Raw genomic sequence first — 19,930 nt, 5'->3', positions numbered from 1 at the left:
CTCGCAATGATGCGTTGTTAGGTCTGGTGCTAATCGTTTCGTCACGCCCGTACGCCCCGCCCGCTCTGCAAGCGCCGCAGCGCGTCGACCAGCGCGTCGATGTCGTCGTGGGTGTTGTAGAGGGCGAGCGAGGGCCGCACCGTGCTTTCCAGGCCGAAGCGGCGCAGGATCGGTTGGGCGCAGTGATGCCCGGCGCGCACCGCGATGCCTTCGCGGTCGAGCGCCTTGCCGACGTCCTCGCTGCGGCAGCCGTCGAGCACGAAGGACAGGATGCCGGCCTTGTCACGCGCGGTGCCGATCAGCTTCAGGCCCGGCACCGTCAGCAGGTGCTCGGTGCCGTAGGCCAAGAGCTCGTGCTCGTGCGCGGCGACATTGGCCATGCCGATGCGGCTTAAGTAATCGATCGCGGCGCCGAGTCCGACAGCGTCGGCGATATTGCCGGTGCCGGCTTCGAAGCGGTCCGGCGGGCCCTGGAAGATCGTCTTCTCGAAGGTCACATCGGCGATCATGTTGCCGCCGCCCTGCCACGGTGGCATCGCCTCGAGCACGTCGGCCTTGCCATACAGCACGCCGATGCCGGTGGGGGCGAACATCTTGTGGCCGGAGAAGGCGTAGAAATCGACGTCCAGCGCCTGCACGTCCACCGGCAGATGGCAGATGCCCTGCGCGCCGTCGACCAGCACCTTGGCGCCGTGACGATGCGCCAGCTCGGTCATCTCGGCGACCGGCGTCACCGTGCCGAGCGCGTTCGAGACTTGCGTGAACGCCACGATCTTGGTCTTCGGTCCGAGCAGCTTCTCGTACTCGTCCAGCAGGATCTGACCGTGATCGTCGACCGGCGCGACGCGCAGCTTCGCCCCCTTCTCGGCCGCGAGCTGTTGCCACGGCACGATGTTGGCGTGGTGCTCGAGATGCGAGACGACGATCTCGTCGCCCTCGCCGACGTTGCGCCGGCCCCAGGCCTGCGCCGCCAGGTTGATTGCCTCGGTAGCGCCGCGCACGAACACGATGTCCTTCACCGACGGCGCGTTGATGAAAGCGCGCACTTTCTCGCGTGCCGCCTCATAGGCGTCGGTGGAGCGCGCCGCCCGCGTGTGGGCGGCGCGGTGGATGTTGGAGTTGTCGTGCTTGTTGAAATGCGCCCCCCGATCGATCACCCAATGCGGCTTCTGCGTGGTGGGGCCGTTGTCGAGCCACACCAGCGGACGGCCGTTCACGGTCTCCTGCAGGATCGGAAAGTCCCGCTTGAACACATGCGCGTCGAACGACCGGTTGCCCGACAGATCGAGCACACGGACATCCGGCTGATGCTGCGCGGCGAGGCCGGCGAGATCGAACGTCTCGACGCGCGGCGCGGCAATCGGAGCGGCCACGGGCGTCGTCCGCACCGCCGGATTGTCGGCAAGGAAATACAGCGGCGCAGCGGTCGTCGCGGTACCGGCACCGAACGGCCCCGCCCCGATCGCATCCGGCGGAACGAAACTCCGCACCTCGCCGAGCCGGCCCGGCAGCGCCGCGAGATCGGCATCGCGCGCGAACACCGGCTCGATTGCCGGTGCCGAAACCGGCGGCGGCGCAACCGGTGTCGCTGCCAGCGGCACATTCAGATCGAGCGGCGCGGCCGACGGATGCGGCGGCTCAGTCGCGAGCTTCGGATCGAGCGCGAACAGCGGCGCCGAGGGACGCGCCGCGCCGATGGTCGGGATCGGCGATGCCGAGCCCGGATTGTGGTTCGGCTTCAGTGGCGGCGTCAGCGGCGGGGTGCCGGGGATCGCGCTTTGCAGCGGCTCGGCGACGAACAGCGGCGCCGAGCCGAGCGCAGCGCCCGGCTCCGGCACGGCGCCGTTCGGCAGCGCCGCGAAGAACGCATTCGCCAGCCGTGCGATCGTGCCGACATCGGGCGCGCCGACGGCGGCGGCCGCCCCCTGCTCCAGCCCGGCCGAATCCGGCGGCGCTCCAAACTGCGATGCCGCCGCCGAACCCGGATGAGCGCCTGAGGCCTCAGGCGTACTCATGATACTTGCCAAGCTCGACGTCATCGAGCACGCCGAGCGCGTCCTCGGTCAGCACCGCCAGCGAGCAGTACAGCGAGATCAGGTAGGACGCGATCGCCTTGCGGTTGATGCCCATGAAGCGCACTGACAGGCTCGGCGCCACCTCGCCCGGCACGCCGGGCTGGAACAGGCCGACCACGCCCTGTTTCTTCTCGCCGGTGCGCAGCAGCAGGATCTTGGTGCGGCCATTCTCATCGACCGGAACCTTGTCGGACGGCACCAGCGGCAGCCCGCGCCAGGTCAGGAACGGTGAGCCGAACAGATTGATGGTCGGCGGCGGCACGCCGCGGCGGGTGCATTCGCGGCCGAACGCCGCGATGGCGCGCGGATGCGCCAGGAAGAACGCCGGCTCCTTCCAGACTTTGGTGATGAGTTCATCGAGATCGTCCGGCGTCGGCGGCCCCTTGCGGGTGGCGATCCGCTGCGACGGCGCGGTGTTGGCGAGCAGGCCGTATTCGGCATTGTTGATCAGCTCGCTCTCCTGCCGCTCCTTGACCTTCTCGATCAAGAGGCGGAGCTGTTCCTGGATCTGATCGAACGGATGGCTGTAGAGATCGGAGACGCGGGTCTGCACGTCGAGCACCGTGGTCACCGCGTTGAGGAAGTACTCGCGCGGATGCTCGTCGTAATCGACGAAGGTCTCCGGAAGATCGGGGTCGCGGTCGCGGCGCGGGCTGCATTCGACATCGAACGACGGCGACGCGGTGGCGCCGCGGGTTTCCTTGACGCGGTTCAGGCGAAAAATACCAGCTTCGACCGGTGTCCAGTGCAGCAATGGCACCAGCCAGCGCGGCGAAATACCGCCCCATTGCGCACGGGTCTTGGTGGCGTTGGCAAGCTGGCGCGCTGCGCACTCCGCAAGCGTCCTGCGGACTTCGGTATCATCAGCCATCTGCTCTCTTCCCTTGCACGCGCATCGCCGTTGACGCACGTCGTTCAACTGGAACTAACAACCGGGATAAGAGAAGATTTGGATCGAGTCCATGTCGGAAACGTTCGATTATTCCGACGCAATGGAGAATGCCATTCTACTAACAGTGACGATCAACTCATCGATGCTGATGGGACCGTCGCTGTTAGCATCGCATTTTTCCGAGCAGCCCGACGAGAGAATGCGTTGCCAAGCGAACGCTTCATCGTTCTTTCGGCGCAGAGCATTGCCACGGATAAACCGGATCGACGCCGGGCAGACCGGCGACCGCCGTCATCATGAAGGTCGGCAGCAGACGGTCAGACGTGATGCGAAGTGTTACCGCCGTGATGGCCAATCGAAGCGTCAACGGTATCGAGGTCGAGGACGGCTCGGTCCGACCACGCTCAGCGCGCGCGCCGCATCTCGTCGCGACGCATCGGCATCGCGTCGACCCTGGCGAACAGATCGTCCGCCGACAGCGGCTTGTTGGACGACAGCGCGGTGTGGCCATCCTTCCCGATCAGGAACACCTGAAATCGTTTGCCATCGGCGGACAGCCGCGACCGGATCTGACGGGCGCGATCGCTCTCGCCGACAGCCTCCTCGAGAACGATGGCACGTTCGGACATGCCGGCCGTGGCCGCCTGGTAAATTGCGCGCTGCTGCTCCGCGGCCGAGTCGCCGGCGGGCGCGACGACGACCAGCACGCGGCTCTTCCACCGCAGATCGTCGAGCGGCGACGCGTGGCTCTGTCCGGTCATCAGCATCACTCCCGCCAGCAGTCCCATCGCGAGCCTTCGGACGTGCATCGTCTCCACCTTTCCGGCAATCCTCCGACAACTTCCGGCGCGATCAAATGATCCACCGGGGCTGCCCAGTCCACGATTCGACGGTAGGCTCGTTTGCCATTGCGGGGGACGCTGCCTAGACTCCAGCCATGAGCCTCGACAGATGTGCCCTTCATGACCCGGCGTAGCGGCAGCGCGGATCTGCAGCTGCATGGCGGGCGCGTGCCGCAATGGCTGGCGGACCGGATGTCGACGCTCGGCGCCATCGTCTGCCAGGCGATCGTGCACCATTATGGTCGCGAGGAATTGCTCGCACGGCTCGCCCATCCGTTCTGGTTTCAGGCGTTCGGCAGCGTGATGGGGATGGACTGGCACTCCTCGGGCATCACCACCAGCGTAATCGGCGCGCTGAAGCGCGGGCTGGCGCCGCTTGGCAACGAACTCGGCATCCATGTCTGCGGCGGGCGCGGAAAGCATTCGCGGCGAACGCCGGACGAACTGATGGCGCTGGGCCAGCGCGTCGGCTTCGATGGCGAAGCGCTGACCCGCGCCAGCCGACTGGTCGCCAAGGTCGACAGCGCCGCCGTCCAGGACGGCTTCGACCTGTATCTGCACGGCTTCTTCGTCACCGACGATGGTCAGTGGACGGTCGTGCAGCAGGGCATGAACGAGACCAAGCGGCAGGCGCGCCGCTACCACTGGCATTCGGCAAACCTCGCCAGCTTCGTCGAAGCGCCGCACGCCGCGATCGACGGACCGACGCAGGGCCAGATCGTCAACCTCACCGACAAGCGCGCTGCGCCGTCGCGCGAGGCACAACTTGAGTTGCTGGCCGACCTCGGCCCCGACGGAGTGGTCCGCACCTATCTGGATGCGACCGCCGAACCACCGGCGCAGGCCATGCTGCCGCATCTGATCATGCCTTCGCATCACGACGTCCGGCCGGCCGACGTCTTCACCCGCCGGCTGCACGGCACGCTGGCCGCGGCGGCCGAGCGAGGGCCGATCGACTTTCCCGAGCTACTGCTCACGCCCGGCGTCGGCGCCCGCACCGTGCAATCGCTGGCGATGGTCGCCGAAGTGGTACACGGCGCGCCGTATCGGTTCGCCGATCCGGCTCGCTTCTCGTTGGCGCATGGCGGCAAGGACCGCCATCCCTATCCGGTCCCGATCAAGGTCTATGACGAGACGATCCGCGTGCTGAAGTCGGCGGTGCAGAACGCCAAGCTCGGACGCGACGAGGAGCTGCAGACCATCCGGCGGCTCGACGCGCAGGCGCGCCAACTGGAGCGCACCGCGAGCGGGCCTTCGTTCGAGGACTACGTCGACGGCCAGCGCAAGGCCTCGCCGGCGCTCGGCGGTCGCTCGGTGTTCGGATGGGAAGCCGACCTCGTCGGCCTTGCGGCACCGCCGGCCAAATGACGCGCGCTCCGATCGCCGAGTTGTTCAAGATCGATGGCGACAGCGGAACGCCGCTGTCGGCGATCTGGATGAAGCCCGACGACGCCCGTGCCGCACTGGTGCTCGCGCACGGCGCCGGCGCCGGCATGACGCATCCATTCATGGAGCACGTCGCGACCGGACTCGCTGAGCACGGCGTAGCGACGCTGCGCTTCCAGTTTCCCTACATGGAGAAAGGCAGCAAGCGGCCCGACTCTCCCGCCGTTGCGCACGCGGCGATCCGCGACGCGGTGGCGGCCGCGCGCAGCCGTTGCGGCGCCCTTCCACTGCTGGCCGGTGGCAAATCCTTCGGCGGCCGGATGACCTCGCAGGCGCAAGCGCTGGCGCCGCTCGATGGCGTGCGCGGCCTCGTCTTCCTCGGCTTCCCGCTGCATCCGGCCGGAAAACCCTCGATGGCTCGCGCCGAGCACCTCGAAGCCGTCCGCGTGCCGATGCTGTTCGTCCAGGGCACGCGTGACAAACTTGCCGAGCCGGAGCTACTCAGCCCCGTGATCCGCAGCCTCGGCAATCAGGCCACGCTGCACCCGATCGCAGACGCCGATCACGCCTTCCACGTCCCTGTCCGCACCGGCCGGCGCGACGGCGATGTGATCAGCGAGATCTGTAGCGCGGTGGCGGTGTGGATCGCCCGCGAGATCGATTGAACCGTCGCCGCAGGACCAACTTCGGTGAGATTGTTGACGCCGCGCGGCACCCTCGCCGGCGTCGGACGTCCGCCCGCTCAATAGAGCGATGAAGCGTCCAGGCCTCCGTCGATGACCAACGGAGCGATCTTCAGCCGACCGTCTTTGTCGCGCGACGTTGTGAGCTGATGGATTTTGCGCGACTCCGCGTCATCGACCACTTGATGCTCGAACAGCGAAAGCCGCTCTCCCAACGAGACTTTTTTCTGCGCGAGCAAGCTTTCCAAGGCTGCGAGCCAGAGCGTGTAATAGTCGTCGCTGCCGACGATGCATGACAGCTTCTCTTTTGAGTTTATTTTGCCAATAAGGGCGGCTTGAAAGTCGCGAAGCGAAAATAGGCGCTGCTCCGAGAGGGCCAGCGTCAGCGCGAAAGCCCGCGCGTGCCAAGGCTCGGCGAAGCCGCGGCTCGTGTCGGCTTCGCCCCAGCCGACCAGTTCGCGAAGCTCCTGAATTTCGTGATTTGGATCCATGTTCGTTCTCCAGGAAGCGACCTTCAAAGGCGAGCGACGCCGATCATCGAGTCTCGCGTGACGATGGCGGTGAGTTCATCTTCCGTCATCGCCTCCGTTCCCGCCGGCCTTTCCGGCAGCACGAGATAGCGGATCTCAGACACGCTATCCCAGACTTGAATTTTGACCTTCTCGTCGAGGGCCAGCCCCAACTCCGACAGCACGCGCCGCGGCTCGCGGACAAGCCGCGATCGGTACGCACTCGATTTGTACCAGGCTGGCGGAAGGCCCAGGATCGTCCATGGATAGCAGGAGCACAGTGTGCACACGATGACGTTGTGAACGGTCGGGGAATTCTCGACCACATGAAGATACTCGGTCTCGGGGCCACCGAGGCCGAGTTCAGCACAGGCCTCGAGCCCGTTGGCAAGCAGGCGGGCCTTGAAAGCCGGATCGGTCCAGGCCTTCGCCACGACGCGCGCGCCTGACTTCGGTCCGATCTTCTCCTCGTAGTACGATACGATTTCATCGACACGGCCCGAGTCCACGACCCCCAGTTCGGAAAGCAGCGCTTCCATCGCCTCGGTGCGAACGGCCTGCCACGGCTTTTCAGCACCGTGGTCATGGTCGTGATCATGGTGGTGGTCATCATGGTGATGATGATCGTGGTCGTGCTCGTGATCGTTTGCGCTCATCGGCTCATTCCGCCCGCTCGAGGTAGTCTTCGCTCAGATCCACTTTGATCTCGACATTGGGCTCAGCCACATCACCCCAGATTTCATCGGATGAGAACGTGACATTATAAACCGGCTGAAGATTCTCGCCGGCGTTATGCGCGCGCGTATCCGGCAGAACCCAGGCCTGTGCGTTGACGATCGTCACAACACCCGTCTTGTTGCGGACGAAATGCGTGAGCCGCGTGTGTCCTGCTGGCTGGTGGTTCTTGACGGTGACCCGGTCTCCGATTTGAAACTTCGGCCTGACCGGCACATCCTTGCGCCAGGCACCCCAGGCAATCTTTTGATCATCGGGGAGCGGCCAATTGCGATCATTGGTCTCGACCGGATTCGACGGTTTGCCCGTCTCCAGAGCGTTCACCCGCTGATCGACCTCGTCGCGGCTGATAATGCCCTTGCGTGAGAGGATGCTCTCCATCGCGAACAACCAGCGGCCGTAGTACCCGTCGGTGAGGTACGCCGCGGCATCCATCAGTTCTATCTCGTGCCGGTGTTCGTCCAGGTTGTAGATGCCCTTGGTATCCAAGACCTGGGTCAGCGCGTAGACCCGGCCTTCCCATCTGCTGTGAAACACAGGTTCATTGGGTTCGATCTCGACCTTTCCGAAACCGTGCAGGCCGCCCATGTCATGAATGCCGTTCATCGTAACTCCGTTTTATCTCGCGACGGACGTCAGTCGATCAGGTCTTCGATATGCTTTTGTAGCTTCAGAAATTCGGGTGCGTACCGCTCCTTCATGGTGTCGCCGATCCGTTCGTCCATAACGACCGACATCGGCCGCCCACCAAGCACGATCACCCGATGGCCCACCATCAGTGCCTCCTCGACATTGTGGGTCACCATCACGAATGTGGTACGCGTCGCTGCCCAGATCTGTCTCAGCAATGCATGCATCCGCCGCCGCAAGCTGACATCCAGCGCGCTGAATGGCTCATCCAGAAGAAGCACGCGCGGCTGCATCACCAACGCACGCGCGATCGCAACGCGCTGGCGCATTCCGCCCGACAATTCGTGAGGATATTTTGCGCTGGCGTGAACGAGATCGACATCTTGCAGCATCTGTTCGAGACGATCGTTCTTCTCGCGGCGTGAGCCTTCGCAATAGGCCAGACCAAAAGCGATATTCTTGCGAACGGTGAGCCAGGGATACAGGTTGTTCTCCTGGAAGATCATGACGATTTCGCGGGACGGCGCCTCGATCCACTGGCCCTGAAACAGTACACCACCACCGCTGGCACCACGAACGAACCCGCCCAGCGCGCGAAGCAGCGTCGTCTTTCCGCAGCCCGACGGACCGAGCAGACAGGTGATCTCCCCGCTGCCGATATCGAGCGAAAAGTCGCGGATCGGCGACCCGCCCTCGCCCTTGGACCCGGGGAAATCGACCGTCAGATGGTCGATCTTGAATGCGACGTCGGCTTTTGTCGTCGGCGCCAGCACCTTCAGATTCTCCACCACAACAGCCGGCCGGAAATGACCGACAACAGGCGGTCCACGACGAACCCGGACACGCCGATGATCGCCATGCCGAACATGATCAGGTCGTTGTTGAAGAGATTTCGGCCCATCATGATGATCGCTCCCAATCCGTCGCGGAGCCCGACCATCTCAGCGACGAGAACAGCCATCCACGCGGCAATGAAATTCGTCCGGAGCAATGTGAAGACTCCGGGCAGCACGGCAGGCAGCACCACCCGTACCCATCGGCTGAATGGGCTGGCGCCAAGGTTATCGGCAATCGTCAGGAATTCGGTCGGGATCCGCTTGATCTCCGCGAGGGTGGCGATCGTCAGGATGAAATAGACACCCATGAAGACGATGAAGACGGCCGTCACGTTGGAGATGCCGAAGATCACGATCGCCGTCGGAATCCACGCAATAGGTGCAATCGGAGCCAGAACGTAGAGGATCGGCGACAAACACCAGGTCGCCACTCTTGAAAGGCTCAGGAGTGCGCCGGTCAGAACGGCCGCGATGAACGCGATCGACATCCCCGCGAAAACCCGCAACAACGTCGAAACAATGCTTTGCGACAGCGGCACCGCCTGCGAGCCGAGGCCGATGCGGAAGCCGCTGCTCGCAACGGCTGCGATGAAACGGCTTGGCGGCGGCAGAACCGTCGCCAAAGCCGAACCATCCCGCGTGCCTACATATTCCCAAAGGCCGACCATCATCGCCAGCGACGCGGTACCGACCAAGGTGGGAACGAAGCGACTGGCCCGGATCATTTTTGCAGGGACTTGATCGTCTCGAGACGGAAGATATCCGCTGCCTTGGTGGTTCCTTTGACGTAGCCGAGCTTTGTCAGATCGTCGACGACGCTTTGAACCGAGTCGAGGTCCGGAACGAAGGAGACCGGCACCGGGGCGGACTTGAATGACTGCAGCAGCACGTCCGGCTTGACGCGGAAGTAATTGCCCTTCGCCAGCAAGGACACCGCCTGGTCCGGATGATTATTGATGATGTCGGCGCCGCACATCAGTCCCTCGAGATAGGCGCGAACAACCTGCGGCCGATCGTTCAGGGTCTTTTCGAGGACACTGACGACGGTGTTCGGTGAAAACGTCGTCCACGTCTCCGCGTCGGTCGTCAGACGTACGGCCCCCTTCTCGATCTGCATTTCAGTCGTATAGGGCTTGATGTGGCTCAGGATATCCACCTGACCGGAGCGAAACGCCTCCACCATGGCCAGCAGATCATTAAAGTACACGAGCTCGACGGAAGATGTGTCGATGCCGGCCTTGGCGAAGCTCCGCGTCAGAATCAATTCGAGCGTATCACCCTGAAGCGTCGCGATCTTGAGCTTGGGCTTGCCTGAGGCGGCATACGTCTTGATGTCACTCATCGACCGTAGCCCCGACGCCTTCTGCGCGATGACCTCGATAATGCCCCAGCCGCCCGCCGCCGAAATCACTCTGATCGGCACGCCGCTGTTCGCAGCGAAGAACGGGAGCGTGAACGGATTGGTACTGAAGTCGATGGAACCGCCGGCCAACGCGGCGTTGTTGTCGCCCGGATTGGCGAAGAACACCGTCTCGACGTCCAATCCCGCCTTTTCGAAGCAGCCGCTTTCCTTCCCGACGAACAGGGGCGCCATGTCCAGAGCGACCAGATGGCCGGCTTTGACGCGCGTCAACGGGGTCGCGGCCGACGATGGTCCGAGCGAGGCCATCAGCGCCAAACTCAAGCCAGACAGGCACCCGATCACTTTGGCGAAGCGGCGATTGTCAACATTCGACGTCATTTGCGATCCCCCTGGGAAAAACCAGTCCCCGCAACGCGACCCGGCATCCGCAGCAGCTCCTGTGTCCCGACTTTCCAGCGACGCTCAGCCCGCTTACAGCAACAGGTTTTGATCGATACATCGCAAATCGCGATGTATCGGAGATCGGTCGTCCGCCTGCCCCCGTGTCTTCGGTTTCAACCCGCAGCCTCGCTTCCGGATCGCTTTGCTTGCGTTCCATCTCCGGTGTCCGACAAAATCCGTCAGCAAAATACGTGCCGCGTGCGGGGCATCGGCGCATCGCTACACAGGCCGGCGAGGCCATACAGAGCCGCGGATCGCCCCTCGGTTGATGAACTACGGAGCTCAACTTGAAGACGACAGACATGGATGTGCGTCAGATACGGGTGTTTCTGGCGGTCGCTCAAAGCGGCGGTTTTTCCGCAGCCCAGGACGTCCTCAATCTCGCGCAATCGACCATCAGCACGGAAATCGCCGCTCTGGAGGCCAGGCTGGGTTACACGCTGTGCAAGCGTGGACGCGGCGGTTTCAAGCTCACCCCTCAGGGAGAGGCCTTCGTCACGGACGCGACGGAGCTGCTATCGGCGTTGTCCACGTTCGAAATCAGCGTCGCCAAGCACAAGAAGCAGGGCCTCGGAGACCTGCGGATCGCGATCATCGACAACCTCGTCACCGACCCCCGTTGTCCGCTCATCGGCGCATTCGACCGGTTTCATCGCCGAACGGGCGGCCGGGCCCACATTTACCTGGACGTGCTCAGCCCCCGGGAGATCGAGCAAGGCGTGTCGTCCGGAAAGATCGATGCCGCAATCGGAATCTTCACGGAGACATTGCCTCATCTTCAGTATGTTCGTCTCTATCGCGAGCGCGACGTCCTGGTGTGCGGCCATCGCCATCCGCTGTTCCACGAGACCAGCGATACGCGGCTTTTCTCGAAGATCAGGAACGCGCAAAAGGTCGTGCGCACGTTTCTCAAGCTCAATGACTTCTTCTTCCTCAGCGATCAGCACAACAGCATCACGGCCCACGTCGACAGCGTCGAAGCGGCGGCGGTTCTGATCTTGGCAGGAAGCCATATCGGTTTCCTGCCGGATCATTATGCGCAACGCTGGGTGGACCGTGGCGAGATGCGCGTGATGGTCGAGAAGAGCTACACTAGGCAGTCGGATATTACGCTGGTTCATCACAAGGATCCGTCGCGGCTCGGATCTACAGCCAAGCTGCTGATTCAAGAGCTGTCGGGCGACACATCGGATCCTCCGATGAAAAAATCCAAAGTCGCGAATTGAAGCAGACGTGAAAGTTGCCGAGGTTTCGCTCAATCGATCCTAGATTGAGAGAGACCGATGCGCGCGCTGCGAGACCGAGACATCCATGTCCTACGTTGATGCCCGGCCCTACCCGTGGCCGCACCGGCAGGACCTCGAGCCGGCTTCGACTGCGTTGATCGTGATCGACATGCAGAGGGATTTTTGCGAGGTCGGTGGCTACATCTCCGCCATGGGGTACGACGTCAGTGTCGCGAGCGGCATCATTCCTCGCATCGTCGAATTGAGAGACTACGTCCGAAAGTGGGGTGGCCTCGTCATCTACACCCGCGAAGGCCATCGCTCGGATCTCACCGATCTTCTGCCGCAGAAGCTTTTCCGCTCCCGCGCCGGCGGCGGCGAGATCGGTTCTGTCGGCCCCCTGGGCCGGCTTCTTGTCAGAGGCGAACCAGGCTGGGACATCGTCCCGTCTCTAAGCCCGGCAAACGGCGAACCGGTCATCGACAAACCGGGTTTCGGCGCCTTCTACGCGACTGATCTCGAGAGAATTCTGACGACGCGCGGAGTCCGGCACCTGATCGTGTGCGGCGTCACGACGGATGTCTGCGTTCATTCGACATTGCGCGAGGCGGTCGACCGCGGCTTTGAACCGCTGTTGGTGGCCGACTGCTGCGCCGCGACCGTTCAATCGAACCACGATGCCGCCATCGAGACGATTTGCTCGGAAGGAGGAATCTTCGGGACCGTCGCAACGTCCGAGGTTGTCATCGATGCCCTTCGGTCCGCGATCGATGGCAGGACTGCGGTCACCCGGCGATAGCCACGCCCATGCGGGATCGAGGCACGCCACTCAGCGCGACGCCCAAAAGAGCGAACGCAAAAATAAGCAATATCAATAATTTATGGCGCTGGAGCGGGTGAAGGGAATCGAACCCTCGTATTCAGCTTGGAAGGCTGCTGCTCTACCATTGAGCTACACCCGCGTCGGGCGTTGCCTAACACGCCGGCCCGCCCGCCTCAACACCCTCCGGAGCCGCAGGCGGGGATAGCGGAGCCCGTCGCCTCTCGTCCGAAGGTGTCGCAAGGCCGCCGGCGCCTGCCCCTGCCTCGCCCGCCTTACGCGCGTGGAACAGAACCGGCGCGTTCCAGTTGTGGGGGCAACCACCCACCACCGGAGGCGACGATGGGTCTTTTCACCAAGGACATTCACACCATGGAGGACATGCTGCTGCATGGCCTTCGCGACATTTATTACGCCGAGCAGCAGATCACCAAGGCGCTGCCGACCATGATCGCCCAAGCGACCAATCGGGATTTGGCTGCGGGCCTGAAGGCGCATCTGGAAGAGACCGAGAAGCAGATCGAGCGGCTCGATCAGGTGTTCAAGAAGCTCGGCGAGAAGCCCTCCGGCATCGACTGCCCGGCGATCGACGGGCTGATCAAGGAAGCCAACGAGACCGCCAGCGAGATTGCCGACAAGACCGTGCTCGATGCCGCGATCGTCGCCAACTCGCAGGCCGTCGAGCACTACGAAATCGCGCGCTACGGCACGCTGATCGCATGGGCCGAGGAACTTGGCCACGACGACATCGTCCGCTTCCTCACCACCAATCTGAACGAAGAGAAGGCGGCCAACACCAAGCTCAACACCGTGGCGCTCCGGAAGGGCGTCAATCGCAAGGCCGCAAGCTGAAGGATACTGCCATGAAACGTACCATGATCGCGCTGGGCTGCTGCCTGTTGATGGCGACGCCCGTGCTGGCGCAGTCGGTCGGCGAAAAGACCGGGGTCAACTCGGTGCTGGGCGTCGCGCCGACCACCGCGGATTTTATCAAGCAGGCCGCCGTCAGCGACATGTTCGAAATCCAGTCGAGCAAGCTCGCCGAGCAAAAGGGCAGCTCCGCCGTCAAGACCTTCGCCAAGGACATGATCACCGATCACACCAAGACCAGCACCGAGCTGAAGTCGTTGATCAGCGCCGGCAAGGTGAAAGCTGAAGCGCCGACGCAGCTCGACGACGCGCATCGCAGCAAGCTGGACAAGCTGACCAATGCGAGCGGCGATTTCGACGGGACCTATATCGACCAGCAGGTCAGCGCACATAAGGATGCGGTGTCGCTGTTCGACCGCTATTCGCGCGGCGGCGAGAACGCCGAGCTGAAGGCCTGGGCTGGCAAGACCCTGCCGGCACTCCAGCACCATCTCGAAATGGCCCAGAACCTCGAGAAGCAGCACTCCAATACGACCTCGCAATCGAACAAGTCGAGCAAGTAAGCACGTCCTCCCGAACCTTGGGCCCGATCGCGACAGCGACCGGGCCCTTTTCTTTTGCGCCGGTCTCCCGCTGCGCCGAACGGCTCAGGAACCGAATTCGAAATGCGGCATTATCGCGTCAGCAGGTGGGGATTTCGTCAATGATACCAAACCGATCGAGTTCAATCGGGGTTGGGCCGAGGGCCGAGCTTCGTGATTGCGCCTGCGCGCCAACCCGGAAGGACCCGCGATGACCGATACCGATACGCTCGATCCCCCGCCCGCGGCCACCGAGGCCGCTGCTCAGGCCGAGCCGGCGCCGAAGCCGGAGCCCGGCTATCATGTGGTGACCGACAACAGCACGGTGCGCGAGGGCCTGCCCTTCCCGCTCGGCGCCTGCTGGGATGGCGAAGGCACGAACTTCGCGCTGTTCTCAGCCAACGCCACCAAGGTCGAAGTGTGCCTGTTCGATGGCGATACCGAACGCCGCATCGAGCTTCCCGAATACACCGACGAAATCTTCCACGGCTACATCCCGGACGTCGGCCCCGGCACCTTCTACGGCTATCGCGTCCACGGGCCCTACGAGCCGGAGAATGGGCACCGCTTCAACCCGAACAAGCTGCTGCTCGATCCCTACGCACGGGCTCATGCGGGCGAGCTGAAATGGGATCCGGCGGTGTTCGGCTATCAGATGGAGAGCGGCGACGACACCACATTCGACGAGCGCGACAGCGCCCGCTTCGTCCCAAAATGCGTCGTCGTCGATCCCGGCTTCGACTGGCGCGGTGAGCCTGGCCGCAAGTTCGTGCCGTGGGACCAGACCGTCGTCTACGAGACCCACGTCAAGGGCTTCACCAAGCTGCATCCCGGCGTGCCGGAAGATATCCGCGGCACCTATGCGGGCATGGGCTCGCAGGCCGTCGTCGACTACATCGCCTCGCTCGGCATCACCGCCGTTGAGCTGCTGCCAATCCACACCTTCGTCAACGACAGCTATCTGCTCGAAAAGGACCTGGTGAACTACTGGGGCTACAACACTATCGGCTTCTTCGCGCCCGACCCGCGCTACGCAGCGGACGTACCGAACAGCTTGCGTGAGTTCAAGGAGATGGTGTCGCGGCTTCACGACGCCGGCCTCGCCGTGATCCTCGACGTCGTCTACAACCACACCGCCGAAGGCAATGAGCTTGGACCGACGCTGTCGTTCAAGGGCATCGACAACGCCAGTTACTATCGCCTGCTGCCTGACCAGAAGCGCTACTACATCAACGACACCGGCACCGGCAACACCGTCAACCTATCGCACCCGCGCGTCATCCAGATGGTCACGGATTCGCTGCGGTATTGGGCCGGCGAGATGCATATCGACGGCTTCCGGTTCGATCTCGGCACCATCCTGGCGCGCGAGACCTATGGCTTCGACGAACAGAGCGGCTTCCTGAAAGCCGTGATGCAGGACCCGCTACTCAGCCAGGTCAAGCTGATCGCCGAGCCTTGGGACTGCGGCCCCGGCGGCTATCAGGTCGGCGGTTTCCCGCCCGGCTGGGCGGAATGGAACGACAAGTTCCGCGACACCGTTCGCGACTACTGGCGCAGCGAGGCCTGCGCGGCAGCGCTGGCACCGCGGCTGGCCGGCTCTGCCGACGTCTTCAACCGCCAGGGCCGTCGCGCCTGGTCGAGCGTGAATTTCATCACCGCGCATGACGGCTTCACCCTGAACGACTGGGCGAGCTACAACGACAAGCACAATCTCGCCAACGGCGAGGACGGCAAGGACGGCCATTCGGACAACCGCTCGTGGAACTGCGGCGCCGAGGGACCGACCGACGATGAAGCAATCCTGGCGCTGCGCGAGCGGCAGAAGCGCAACATGCTGACGACCCTGCTGCTGGCGCAGGGCACGCCGATGCTGTTGGCGGGTGACGAGTTCGGCCGCACGCAGCAGGGCAACAACAACGCCTATTGCCAGGACAACGAGATCTCCTGGGTGCACTGGGACCACAACGACGCCGCCAAGGATTTGCTGGCGTTCAGCAAGCGGCTGCTGGAACTACGCCGCGACTATCCGATGCTGCGGCGCAGCCGGTTCCTCACCGGACAGCACGACGAAAAGCTCGATGTCCGCGATGTCACCTGGATCAATGCCAACGGTGGCGAGATGCAGCAGGAGCACTGGGACGACGGCAACGTCAAATGCTTCGGCATGCTACTCGACGGCCGCGCCCAGAAGACCGGCATCCGGCGTAAGAGCGAGGACCAGACCGTGCTGCTGATCACCAACAGCTTCGACGGCCTGGTGGAGTTCACGCTGCCCGAAGTTCCGCATGGCGCCAACTGGAAGCTGCTGATCGATACCAATATCCCCGATGGCGCCCCCGGCGAGACCTTCGCCTGCGGAACCGCCTATCAGGTGACCGCGCGCTCGGCGCTGTTGTTCGAGCTCGTCGATTAGTTTCCGCACTGCCGTAAATTTGCGCAGGCCCTCAGACGGTTATCAAGGAACCGTCCGAGGGACTGGTCATTGAAGGACGATAGTTTCAATGACCGAAATCGGAGATTGCGGGTGAAGATTCGAGCGGGCTACAGCATCGCCTTCCATTGCTTCCAGGATACCCCGATGAACCTGCTGCTCAGCGTTCGTCCTGAGCGGATGCAGGACGTCATCGGCGAGCACAAGATCAGGTTCTCGCCGGACATCCCGGCGCGGGAATTCATCGACATGTTCGGCAACATCTGCACGCGTATCGTCGCGCCGGCCGGACAGATCGAAATCAGCAACGACTTTCTGATCGAAGACTCGGGCCTGCCCGACGAGGTGGCTTCGGGCGCGCGCCAGCTCCCGGTCGCGGAATTGCCCGACGACGTGCTCGTCTATCTGCTCGGCAGTCGCTATTGCGACACCGATAAGCTGTCCAACCTCGCCTGGTCGCTGTTCGGCGGCATCACCTCGGGCTGGGAGCGGGTTCAGGCGATCGTCGACTACACGCATAACCAGATCGAGTTCGGCTATCACTACGCCCGCAACGACCGTACCGCCGCCGAAGGCCATGCGGAGCGCATCGGCGTCTGCCGCGACTTCGCGCATCTGGCCGTGACGCTGTGCCGCTGCATGAACATTCCGGCGCGCTACTGCACCGGCTATCTCGGAGACATCGGCGTTCCGATCGATCCGGCGCCAATGGACTTCTCGGCATGGTTCGAGGTCTATCTCGACGGCCGCTGGTACACCTTCGACGCGCGGCACAATCACCCGCGGATCGGCCGCATCGTCATGGCCCGCGGCCGCGACGCCGCCGACGTGGCGATCTCGACCTCCTTCGGCACCGCTCAGCTGGTGAAATTCGAAGTCACCACCTACGAAGTCACCGAAGAGGCGGGTCAGTCGCAGCCCCCTTTGCAGCAAGTGGCGTGACGATCGCAAGCCAATAGCTGACAGCATCCCCGTCATGCCCGGCCTTGTGCCGGGCATTCACGTCTTGAATGGTGGCAACGGAAAAGGCGCGGATCGCCGGGATGAGCCGGGCCATTACGAACGACTAGCGCCGCACCAATGGATGAGCGCGGCGGTTAAAGTCGGCGTCGCCGCCTTCCCGTCATTGCGAGCGTAGCTAAGCAGTGCAGTTTTTCGCACGCCGCTGGATTGCTTCGTCGACGGGCTCGTCGCAATGACGAGAGAATTCAATAATCGCGATCAGAGCAGTCTTCAATGCCGGCCGCCATGCATCCCGCTCAGTTCGTAATCACGCCGAGCGCCGTTTCCGAACTTTCGCGGCCCGGCACGGTGATGCGGACTTCGTGGCCGAATTTGATGGCGTTGGTCGCGGCCAGCACTGCGGCTTCGAACGCAGCTTCCTTGCTGGCGTAATCGCCGACCGGATCGTCGTCGTGCCGCACGCCCCAGCGATCGTCGGTGCCGATGATGTCGTAATAGGCCTTGCCCATCTGCTCCTCCGTTTTCAGCTTCAATGAGGAGCCGCCGCGCTAGTTCCTATGCGGCGCAGGACGGTCCGCGGGTGTGAGTCCCGCGGACATGACCCATCGATGGGCAAATGTGATGCGGCGTCAGGCGGCCCGCACCGTGCCGAGGAATTTGGCGACTTCCAGCCTCAGCCGGCTGCTGTCGCCGGACAGCGACTGGGCGGCCGACAGCACCTGGCTCGAGGCCGAACCGGTCTCGGTCGCGCCGCGCTGAACCTCGGTGATGTTGGCCGACACCTGCTGCGTGCCCTGCGCCGCCTGCTGGACGTTGCGGGAGATTTCCTGCGTCGCGGCGCCCTGCTCTTCCACCGCCGAGGCGATGGTGGAGGAGATCTCGGACATCCGGCCGATCGTTTCGCCGATCTGCCGGATCGCCGCCACCGACTGATCAGTCGCGGTCTGGATGCCGCCGATCTGCTGACTGATCTCGCCGGTGGCCTTCGCGGTCTGATCCGCGAGCGCCTTCACTTCGGCGGCGACAACCGCAAAGCCGCGGCCGGCCTCGCCGGCGCGGGCCGCCTCGATCGTCGCGTTGAGCGCCAGGAGGTTGGTCTGGCCGGCGATGGTGTTGATCAGTTCGACAACGTCGCCGATCCGCGCGGCGGCCTGGGCGAGTTCCTCGACGCGATCGTTGGTCTGGTGCGCCTGCTCCACGGCCTCCTGCGCGATGCGCGCCGATTCCTGGACCTGACGGCTGATCTCGGTGACCGACGAACTCATCTCTTCGGTCGCTGACGCCACCGACTGCACATTGGTCGACGCCTCTTCCGATGCCGACGCCACCGTCGTCGCCAGCATCTGCGAACGTTCGGCCGTCGACGTCAGCGAGGTCGCGGAGGCCTCGAGTTCCTCCGAAGCCGACGACACCGTCTCGACGATCTCACCGATCGCGCCCTCGAATTCGTCGGCGATCCGCAGCATGTCCTGCTTGCGCTGCGCCGCGCGCTCGCGGTCGCGGACGGTCATGGCCTCGGCCTCCTCGCGCGCCTTGATCTCGGCATTGCGCTGGATGACGCCGACGGTCTTGCCGATATCGCCGATTTCATCGCCGCGCTCGGCGCCGACGATCTCCACGTCGAGCTTGCCGCCCGCGATCTGGCTGAGCGCGCCGTTCAGCCGGGTCAGCGGCCGCGCCACGCCGAGGAACGAGAACAGCGCCGAGCCGATCAGCACCAGAATGATCGTCGCGCCGAACGCAAACGACATCCTGGCCGACCAGGCAATCTCCGAGGCGGCCCGGGCCTTGGCTTCCTGCGCCGACTGACGCGCCGTCTCGACGGCGTTGCGCAGCAGGCTCGCGGTGTTGTTGGCGATCGGAACGGTGCGGTCGCGGCTGATACTGTTCTTCAAAGTATCGGCGGCAAAGGCGTCCGCGGTCATCGTCATATAGTTCTTGAGCACGCTGTCGAGTTCGCGAATGCCTGCGCGGGTCTTGGCGTCCGGCGCCTGCTCGCCGGCGCGGCGCAACGCTTCGGTGACGGAGTTCGCCTTTCGCTCGAGATTGGCCTTGAGCTCCTTGCTCTCGACGACGAAAAACTGCCATGCGAGAGCGCGGACGCCGTCGAACCCGCCGTCCGCCTCGTGTAATAGCGCCAAGGCCGCCTGCCCGCCGAGCGGGCCTTCCAGCGCCTCGACCTTCTTGTCCCATTCGGCAGCGATCGACAGCCGCTTGGCGTTGAGATCGAGCAACTTGAGCTGCTGTTCGGCCTGTTGCTCGGCGCCCACCGCGTAGTCGACGGTCATCTTCTTGATCTCGGCGAACATCTCCGCGATGGCGCCAGTCGCTGCAGCGATCAGCGTATCGAGCACCTTGGCCTGGTCGGCGCGCGCCACGCTGAACTCGCTGCGGCGCTGCTCGAATTCCTTGACGGAGCGCGTCATGCGAACGCCGCGGACCGCGAGCTGCATATTACGCATCTCGGATTCTGCGATCAGCGCATTTTCCGAAACCTCAGCTTCGCGATCGGCCAAGCGGGTGGCTTCGTTGACCCGGGCCTGAGTCATGAACTGGTTGGTCACCATGCCGATCGCCAGCGAAATGCCGACGAGACCGGCTAATCCGAGCTTGTTTCCGATACGGTTCAGTTTAGACACGACGA

At 63.6% G+C, this 19,930-nt stretch carries 19 protein-coding genes and 1 tRNA gene; 8 read left to right on the top strand and 12 right to left on the bottom strand.

Going from position 1 to position 19,930, the window contains the following annotated elements:
• Positions 1 to 41 precede the first annotated feature (41 nt).
• The 3 genes from ACOJTD_RS14915 to ACOJTD_RS14905 form a co-directional block, all read right to left on the bottom strand.
• A complete protein-coding gene (locus ACOJTD_RS14915) occupies positions 42 to 2,015 on the bottom strand; it encodes a family 2A encapsulin nanocompartment cargo protein cysteine desulfurase (protein ID WP_420133677.1) in 1,974 nt (657 codons plus the stop codon).
• Complete coding sequence (locus tag ACOJTD_RS14910; RefSeq protein ID WP_420133676.1) at positions 2,002 to 2,946, bottom strand: family 2A encapsulin nanocompartment shell protein; 945 nt, start codon at positions 2,944 to 2,946, stop codon at positions 2,002 to 2,004. The genes ACOJTD_RS14915 and ACOJTD_RS14910 overlap by 14 nt, the downstream gene beginning before the upstream one ends.
• A 425-nt stretch (positions 2,947 to 3,371) precedes the next feature.
• On the bottom strand, positions 3,372 to 3,734 hold the full coding sequence (locus tag ACOJTD_RS14905; protein WP_420133678.1) for a DUF4174 domain-containing protein: 363 nt from the start codon (positions 3,732 to 3,734) through the stop codon (positions 3,372 to 3,374).
• Between the two features lie 195 nt (positions 3,735 to 3,929).
• Between ACOJTD_RS14905 and ACOJTD_RS14900 the strand changes: the two genes are divergently transcribed.
• Complete coding sequence (locus ACOJTD_RS14900) at positions 3,930 to 5,177, top strand: DUF763 domain-containing protein (protein ID WP_420133675.1); 1,248 nt, start codon at positions 3,930 to 3,932, stop codon at positions 5,175 to 5,177.
• On the top strand, positions 5,174 to 5,860 hold the full coding sequence (locus tag ACOJTD_RS14895) for an alpha/beta family hydrolase (RefSeq protein ID WP_420133674.1): 687 nt from the start codon (positions 5,174 to 5,176) through the stop codon (positions 5,858 to 5,860). The genes ACOJTD_RS14900 and ACOJTD_RS14895 overlap by 4 nt, the downstream gene beginning before the upstream one ends.
• Before the next feature lie 77 nt (positions 5,861 to 5,937).
• Here the strand turns inward: ACOJTD_RS14895 and ACOJTD_RS14890 are convergent, their stop codons facing one another.
• Genes ACOJTD_RS14890 through ACOJTD_RS14865 form a run of 6 tightly spaced genes read right to left on the bottom strand, consistent with a single transcriptional unit; the run spans position 5,938 to position 10,329 of the window.
• Complete coding sequence (locus ACOJTD_RS14890) at positions 5,938 to 6,369, bottom strand: nitrile hydratase accessory protein (RefSeq protein WP_420133673.1); 432 nt, start codon at positions 6,367 to 6,369, stop codon at positions 5,938 to 5,940.
• 23 nt (positions 6,370 to 6,392) lie between these two features.
• Positions 6,393 to 7,043 (bottom strand): nitrile hydratase subunit alpha, encoded by a 651-nt coding sequence (gene nthA / locus ACOJTD_RS14885; RefSeq protein ID WP_420133672.1) that lies wholly within the window; start codon positions 7,041 to 7,043, stop codon positions 6,393 to 6,395.
• 4 nt (positions 7,044 to 7,047) lie between these two features.
• The gene (gene nthB, locus ACOJTD_RS14880; protein ID WP_420133671.1) at positions 7,048 to 7,728 is read right to left on the bottom strand and encodes a nitrile hydratase subunit beta; all 681 of its coding nucleotides are present in this window, start codon (positions 7,726 to 7,728) and stop codon (positions 7,048 to 7,050) included.
• Positions 7,729 to 7,757: 29 nt separating this feature from the next.
• A complete protein-coding gene (locus ACOJTD_RS14875) occupies positions 7,758 to 8,540 on the bottom strand; it encodes an ABC transporter ATP-binding protein (protein ID WP_420133670.1) in 783 nt (260 codons plus the stop codon).
• The gene (locus tag ACOJTD_RS14870) at positions 8,528 to 9,313 is read right to left on the bottom strand and encodes an ABC transporter permease (protein WP_420133669.1); all 786 of its coding nucleotides are present in this window, start codon (positions 9,311 to 9,313) and stop codon (positions 8,528 to 8,530) included. Before ACOJTD_RS14870 ends, ACOJTD_RS14875 begins: the two co-directional genes overlap by 13 nt.
• Positions 9,310 to 10,329 (bottom strand): ABC transporter substrate-binding protein, encoded by a 1,020-nt coding sequence (locus ACOJTD_RS14865; RefSeq protein ID WP_420133668.1) that lies wholly within the window; start codon positions 10,327 to 10,329, stop codon positions 9,310 to 9,312. The genes ACOJTD_RS14870 and ACOJTD_RS14865 overlap by 4 nt, the downstream gene beginning before the upstream one ends.
• A gap of 350 nt (positions 10,330 to 10,679) precedes the next feature.
• Between ACOJTD_RS14865 and ACOJTD_RS14860 the strand changes: the two genes are divergently transcribed.
• The gene (locus ACOJTD_RS14860; protein ID WP_420133667.1) at positions 10,680 to 11,618 is read left to right on the top strand and encodes a LysR family transcriptional regulator; all 939 of its coding nucleotides are present in this window, start codon (positions 10,680 to 10,682) and stop codon (positions 11,616 to 11,618) included.
• A gap of 85 nt (positions 11,619 to 11,703) precedes the next feature.
• Entirely contained in the window at positions 11,704 to 12,417 is a 714-nt protein-coding gene (locus ACOJTD_RS14855; protein WP_420133666.1) for a cysteine hydrolase family protein, read from the top strand.
• An 89-nt stretch (positions 12,418 to 12,506) separates the two neighbouring features.
• Here ACOJTD_RS14855 and ACOJTD_RS14850 read toward each other — a convergent pair.
• Positions 12,507 to 12,580 (bottom strand) — tRNA-Gly (locus tag ACOJTD_RS14850).
• Positions 12,581 to 12,780: 200 nt separating this feature from the next.
• On the opposite strand from ACOJTD_RS14850, the gene ACOJTD_RS14845 reads away from it, so the two are divergent.
• The 4 genes from ACOJTD_RS14845 (at position 12,781) to ACOJTD_RS14830 (ending at position 17,265) form a co-directional block, all read left to right on the top strand.
• A complete protein-coding gene (locus ACOJTD_RS14845) occupies positions 12,781 to 13,290 on the top strand; it encodes a ferritin-like domain-containing protein (protein WP_420133665.1) in 510 nt (169 codons plus the stop codon).
• 11 nt (positions 13,291 to 13,301) lie between these two features.
• On the top strand, positions 13,302 to 13,871 hold the full coding sequence (locus ACOJTD_RS14840; RefSeq protein ID WP_420133664.1) for a DUF4142 domain-containing protein: 570 nt from the start codon (positions 13,302 to 13,304) through the stop codon (positions 13,869 to 13,871).
• A 229-nt stretch (positions 13,872 to 14,100) separates the two neighbouring features.
• Positions 14,101 to 16,305: a glycogen debranching protein GlgX gene (gene glgX, locus ACOJTD_RS14835; protein ID WP_420133663.1), complete on the top strand. Its 2,205-nt coding sequence runs from the start codon at positions 14,101 to 14,103 to the stop codon at positions 16,303 to 16,305.
• A 111-nt stretch (positions 16,306 to 16,416) separates the two neighbouring features.
• Positions 16,417 to 17,265: a transglutaminase-like domain-containing protein gene (locus ACOJTD_RS14830; RefSeq protein ID WP_420133662.1), complete on the top strand. Its 849-nt coding sequence runs from the start codon at positions 16,417 to 16,419 to the stop codon at positions 17,263 to 17,265.
• Positions 17,266 to 17,582: 317 nt separating this feature from the next.
• Here the strand turns inward: ACOJTD_RS14830 and ACOJTD_RS14825 are convergent, their stop codons facing one another.
• Together ACOJTD_RS14825 and ACOJTD_RS14820 are read right to left on the bottom strand one after the other, a co-directional pair.
• The gene (locus ACOJTD_RS14825; protein ID WP_420133661.1) at positions 17,583 to 17,795 is read right to left on the bottom strand and encodes a hypothetical protein; all 213 of its coding nucleotides are present in this window, start codon (positions 17,793 to 17,795) and stop codon (positions 17,583 to 17,585) included.
• Between the two features lie 120 nt (positions 17,796 to 17,915).
• Positions 17,916 to 19,925, bottom strand: coding sequence for a methyl-accepting chemotaxis protein (locus ACOJTD_RS14820; protein ID WP_420133660.1), 2,010 nt, complete (start codon positions 19,923 to 19,925; stop codon positions 17,916 to 17,918).
• Positions 19,926 to 19,930: the final 5 nt, after the last annotated feature.

The organism is Rhodopseudomonas sp., assembly GCF_048594845.1.
Classification (GTDB): domain Bacteria; phylum Pseudomonadota; class Alphaproteobacteria; order Rhizobiales; family Xanthobacteraceae; genus Rhodopseudomonas.
The sequence above is the reverse complement of the archived record's forward strand: the minus strand, read 5'-3'. Positions and strand labels throughout refer to the sequence as shown.

Bases quoted from the DNA above. Each gene is read 5' to 3' on its own strand.
- nthB (WP_420133671.1), bottom strand. From the start codon at position 7,728: ATGAACGGCATTCATGACATGGGCGGCCTGCACGGTTTCGGAAAGGTC.
- ACOJTD_RS14895 (WP_420133674.1), top strand. From the start codon at position 5,174: ATGACGCGCGCTCCGATCGCCGAGTTGTTCAAGATCGATGGCGACAGC.
- nthA (WP_420133672.1), bottom strand. From the start codon at position 7,043: ATGAGCGCAAACGATCACGAGCACGACCACGATCATCATCACCATGAT.
- glgX (WP_420133663.1), top strand. From the start codon at position 14,101: ATGACCGATACCGATACGCTCGATCCCCCGCCCGCGGCCACCGAGGCC.
- ACOJTD_RS14910 (WP_420133676.1), bottom strand. From the start codon at position 2,946: ATGGCTGATGATACCGAAGTCCGCAGGACGCTTGCGGAGTGCGCAGCG.
- ACOJTD_RS14870 (WP_420133669.1), bottom strand. From the start codon at position 9,313: ATGATCCGGGCCAGTCGCTTCGTTCCCACCTTGGTCGGTACCGCGTCG.
- ACOJTD_RS14865 (WP_420133668.1), bottom strand. From the start codon at position 10,329: ATGACGTCGAATGTTGACAATCGCCGCTTCGCCAAAGTGATCGGGTGC.
- ACOJTD_RS14900 (WP_420133675.1), top strand. From the start codon at position 3,930: ATGACCCGGCGTAGCGGCAGCGCGGATCTGCAGCTGCATGGCGGGCGC.
- ACOJTD_RS14840 (WP_420133664.1), top strand. From the start codon at position 13,302: ATGAAACGTACCATGATCGCGCTGGGCTGCTGCCTGTTGATGGCGACG.
- ACOJTD_RS14825 (WP_420133661.1), bottom strand. From the start codon at position 17,795: ATGGGCAAGGCCTATTACGACATCATCGGCACCGACGATCGCTGGGGC.
- ACOJTD_RS14905 (WP_420133678.1), bottom strand. From the start codon at position 3,734: ATGCTGATGACCGGACAGAGCCACGCGTCGCCGCTCGACGATCTGCGG.
- ACOJTD_RS14855 (WP_420133666.1), top strand. From the start codon at position 11,704: ATGTCCTACGTTGATGCCCGGCCCTACCCGTGGCCGCACCGGCAGGAC.
- ACOJTD_RS14890 (WP_420133673.1), bottom strand. From the start codon at position 6,369: ATGGATCCAAATCACGAAATTCAGGAGCTTCGCGAACTGGTCGGCTGG.
- ACOJTD_RS14915 (WP_420133677.1), bottom strand. From the start codon at position 2,015: ATGAGTACGCCTGAGGCCTCAGGCGCTCATCCGGGTTCGGCGGCGGCA.
- ACOJTD_RS14845 (WP_420133665.1), top strand. From the start codon at position 12,781: ATGGGTCTTTTCACCAAGGACATTCACACCATGGAGGACATGCTGCTG.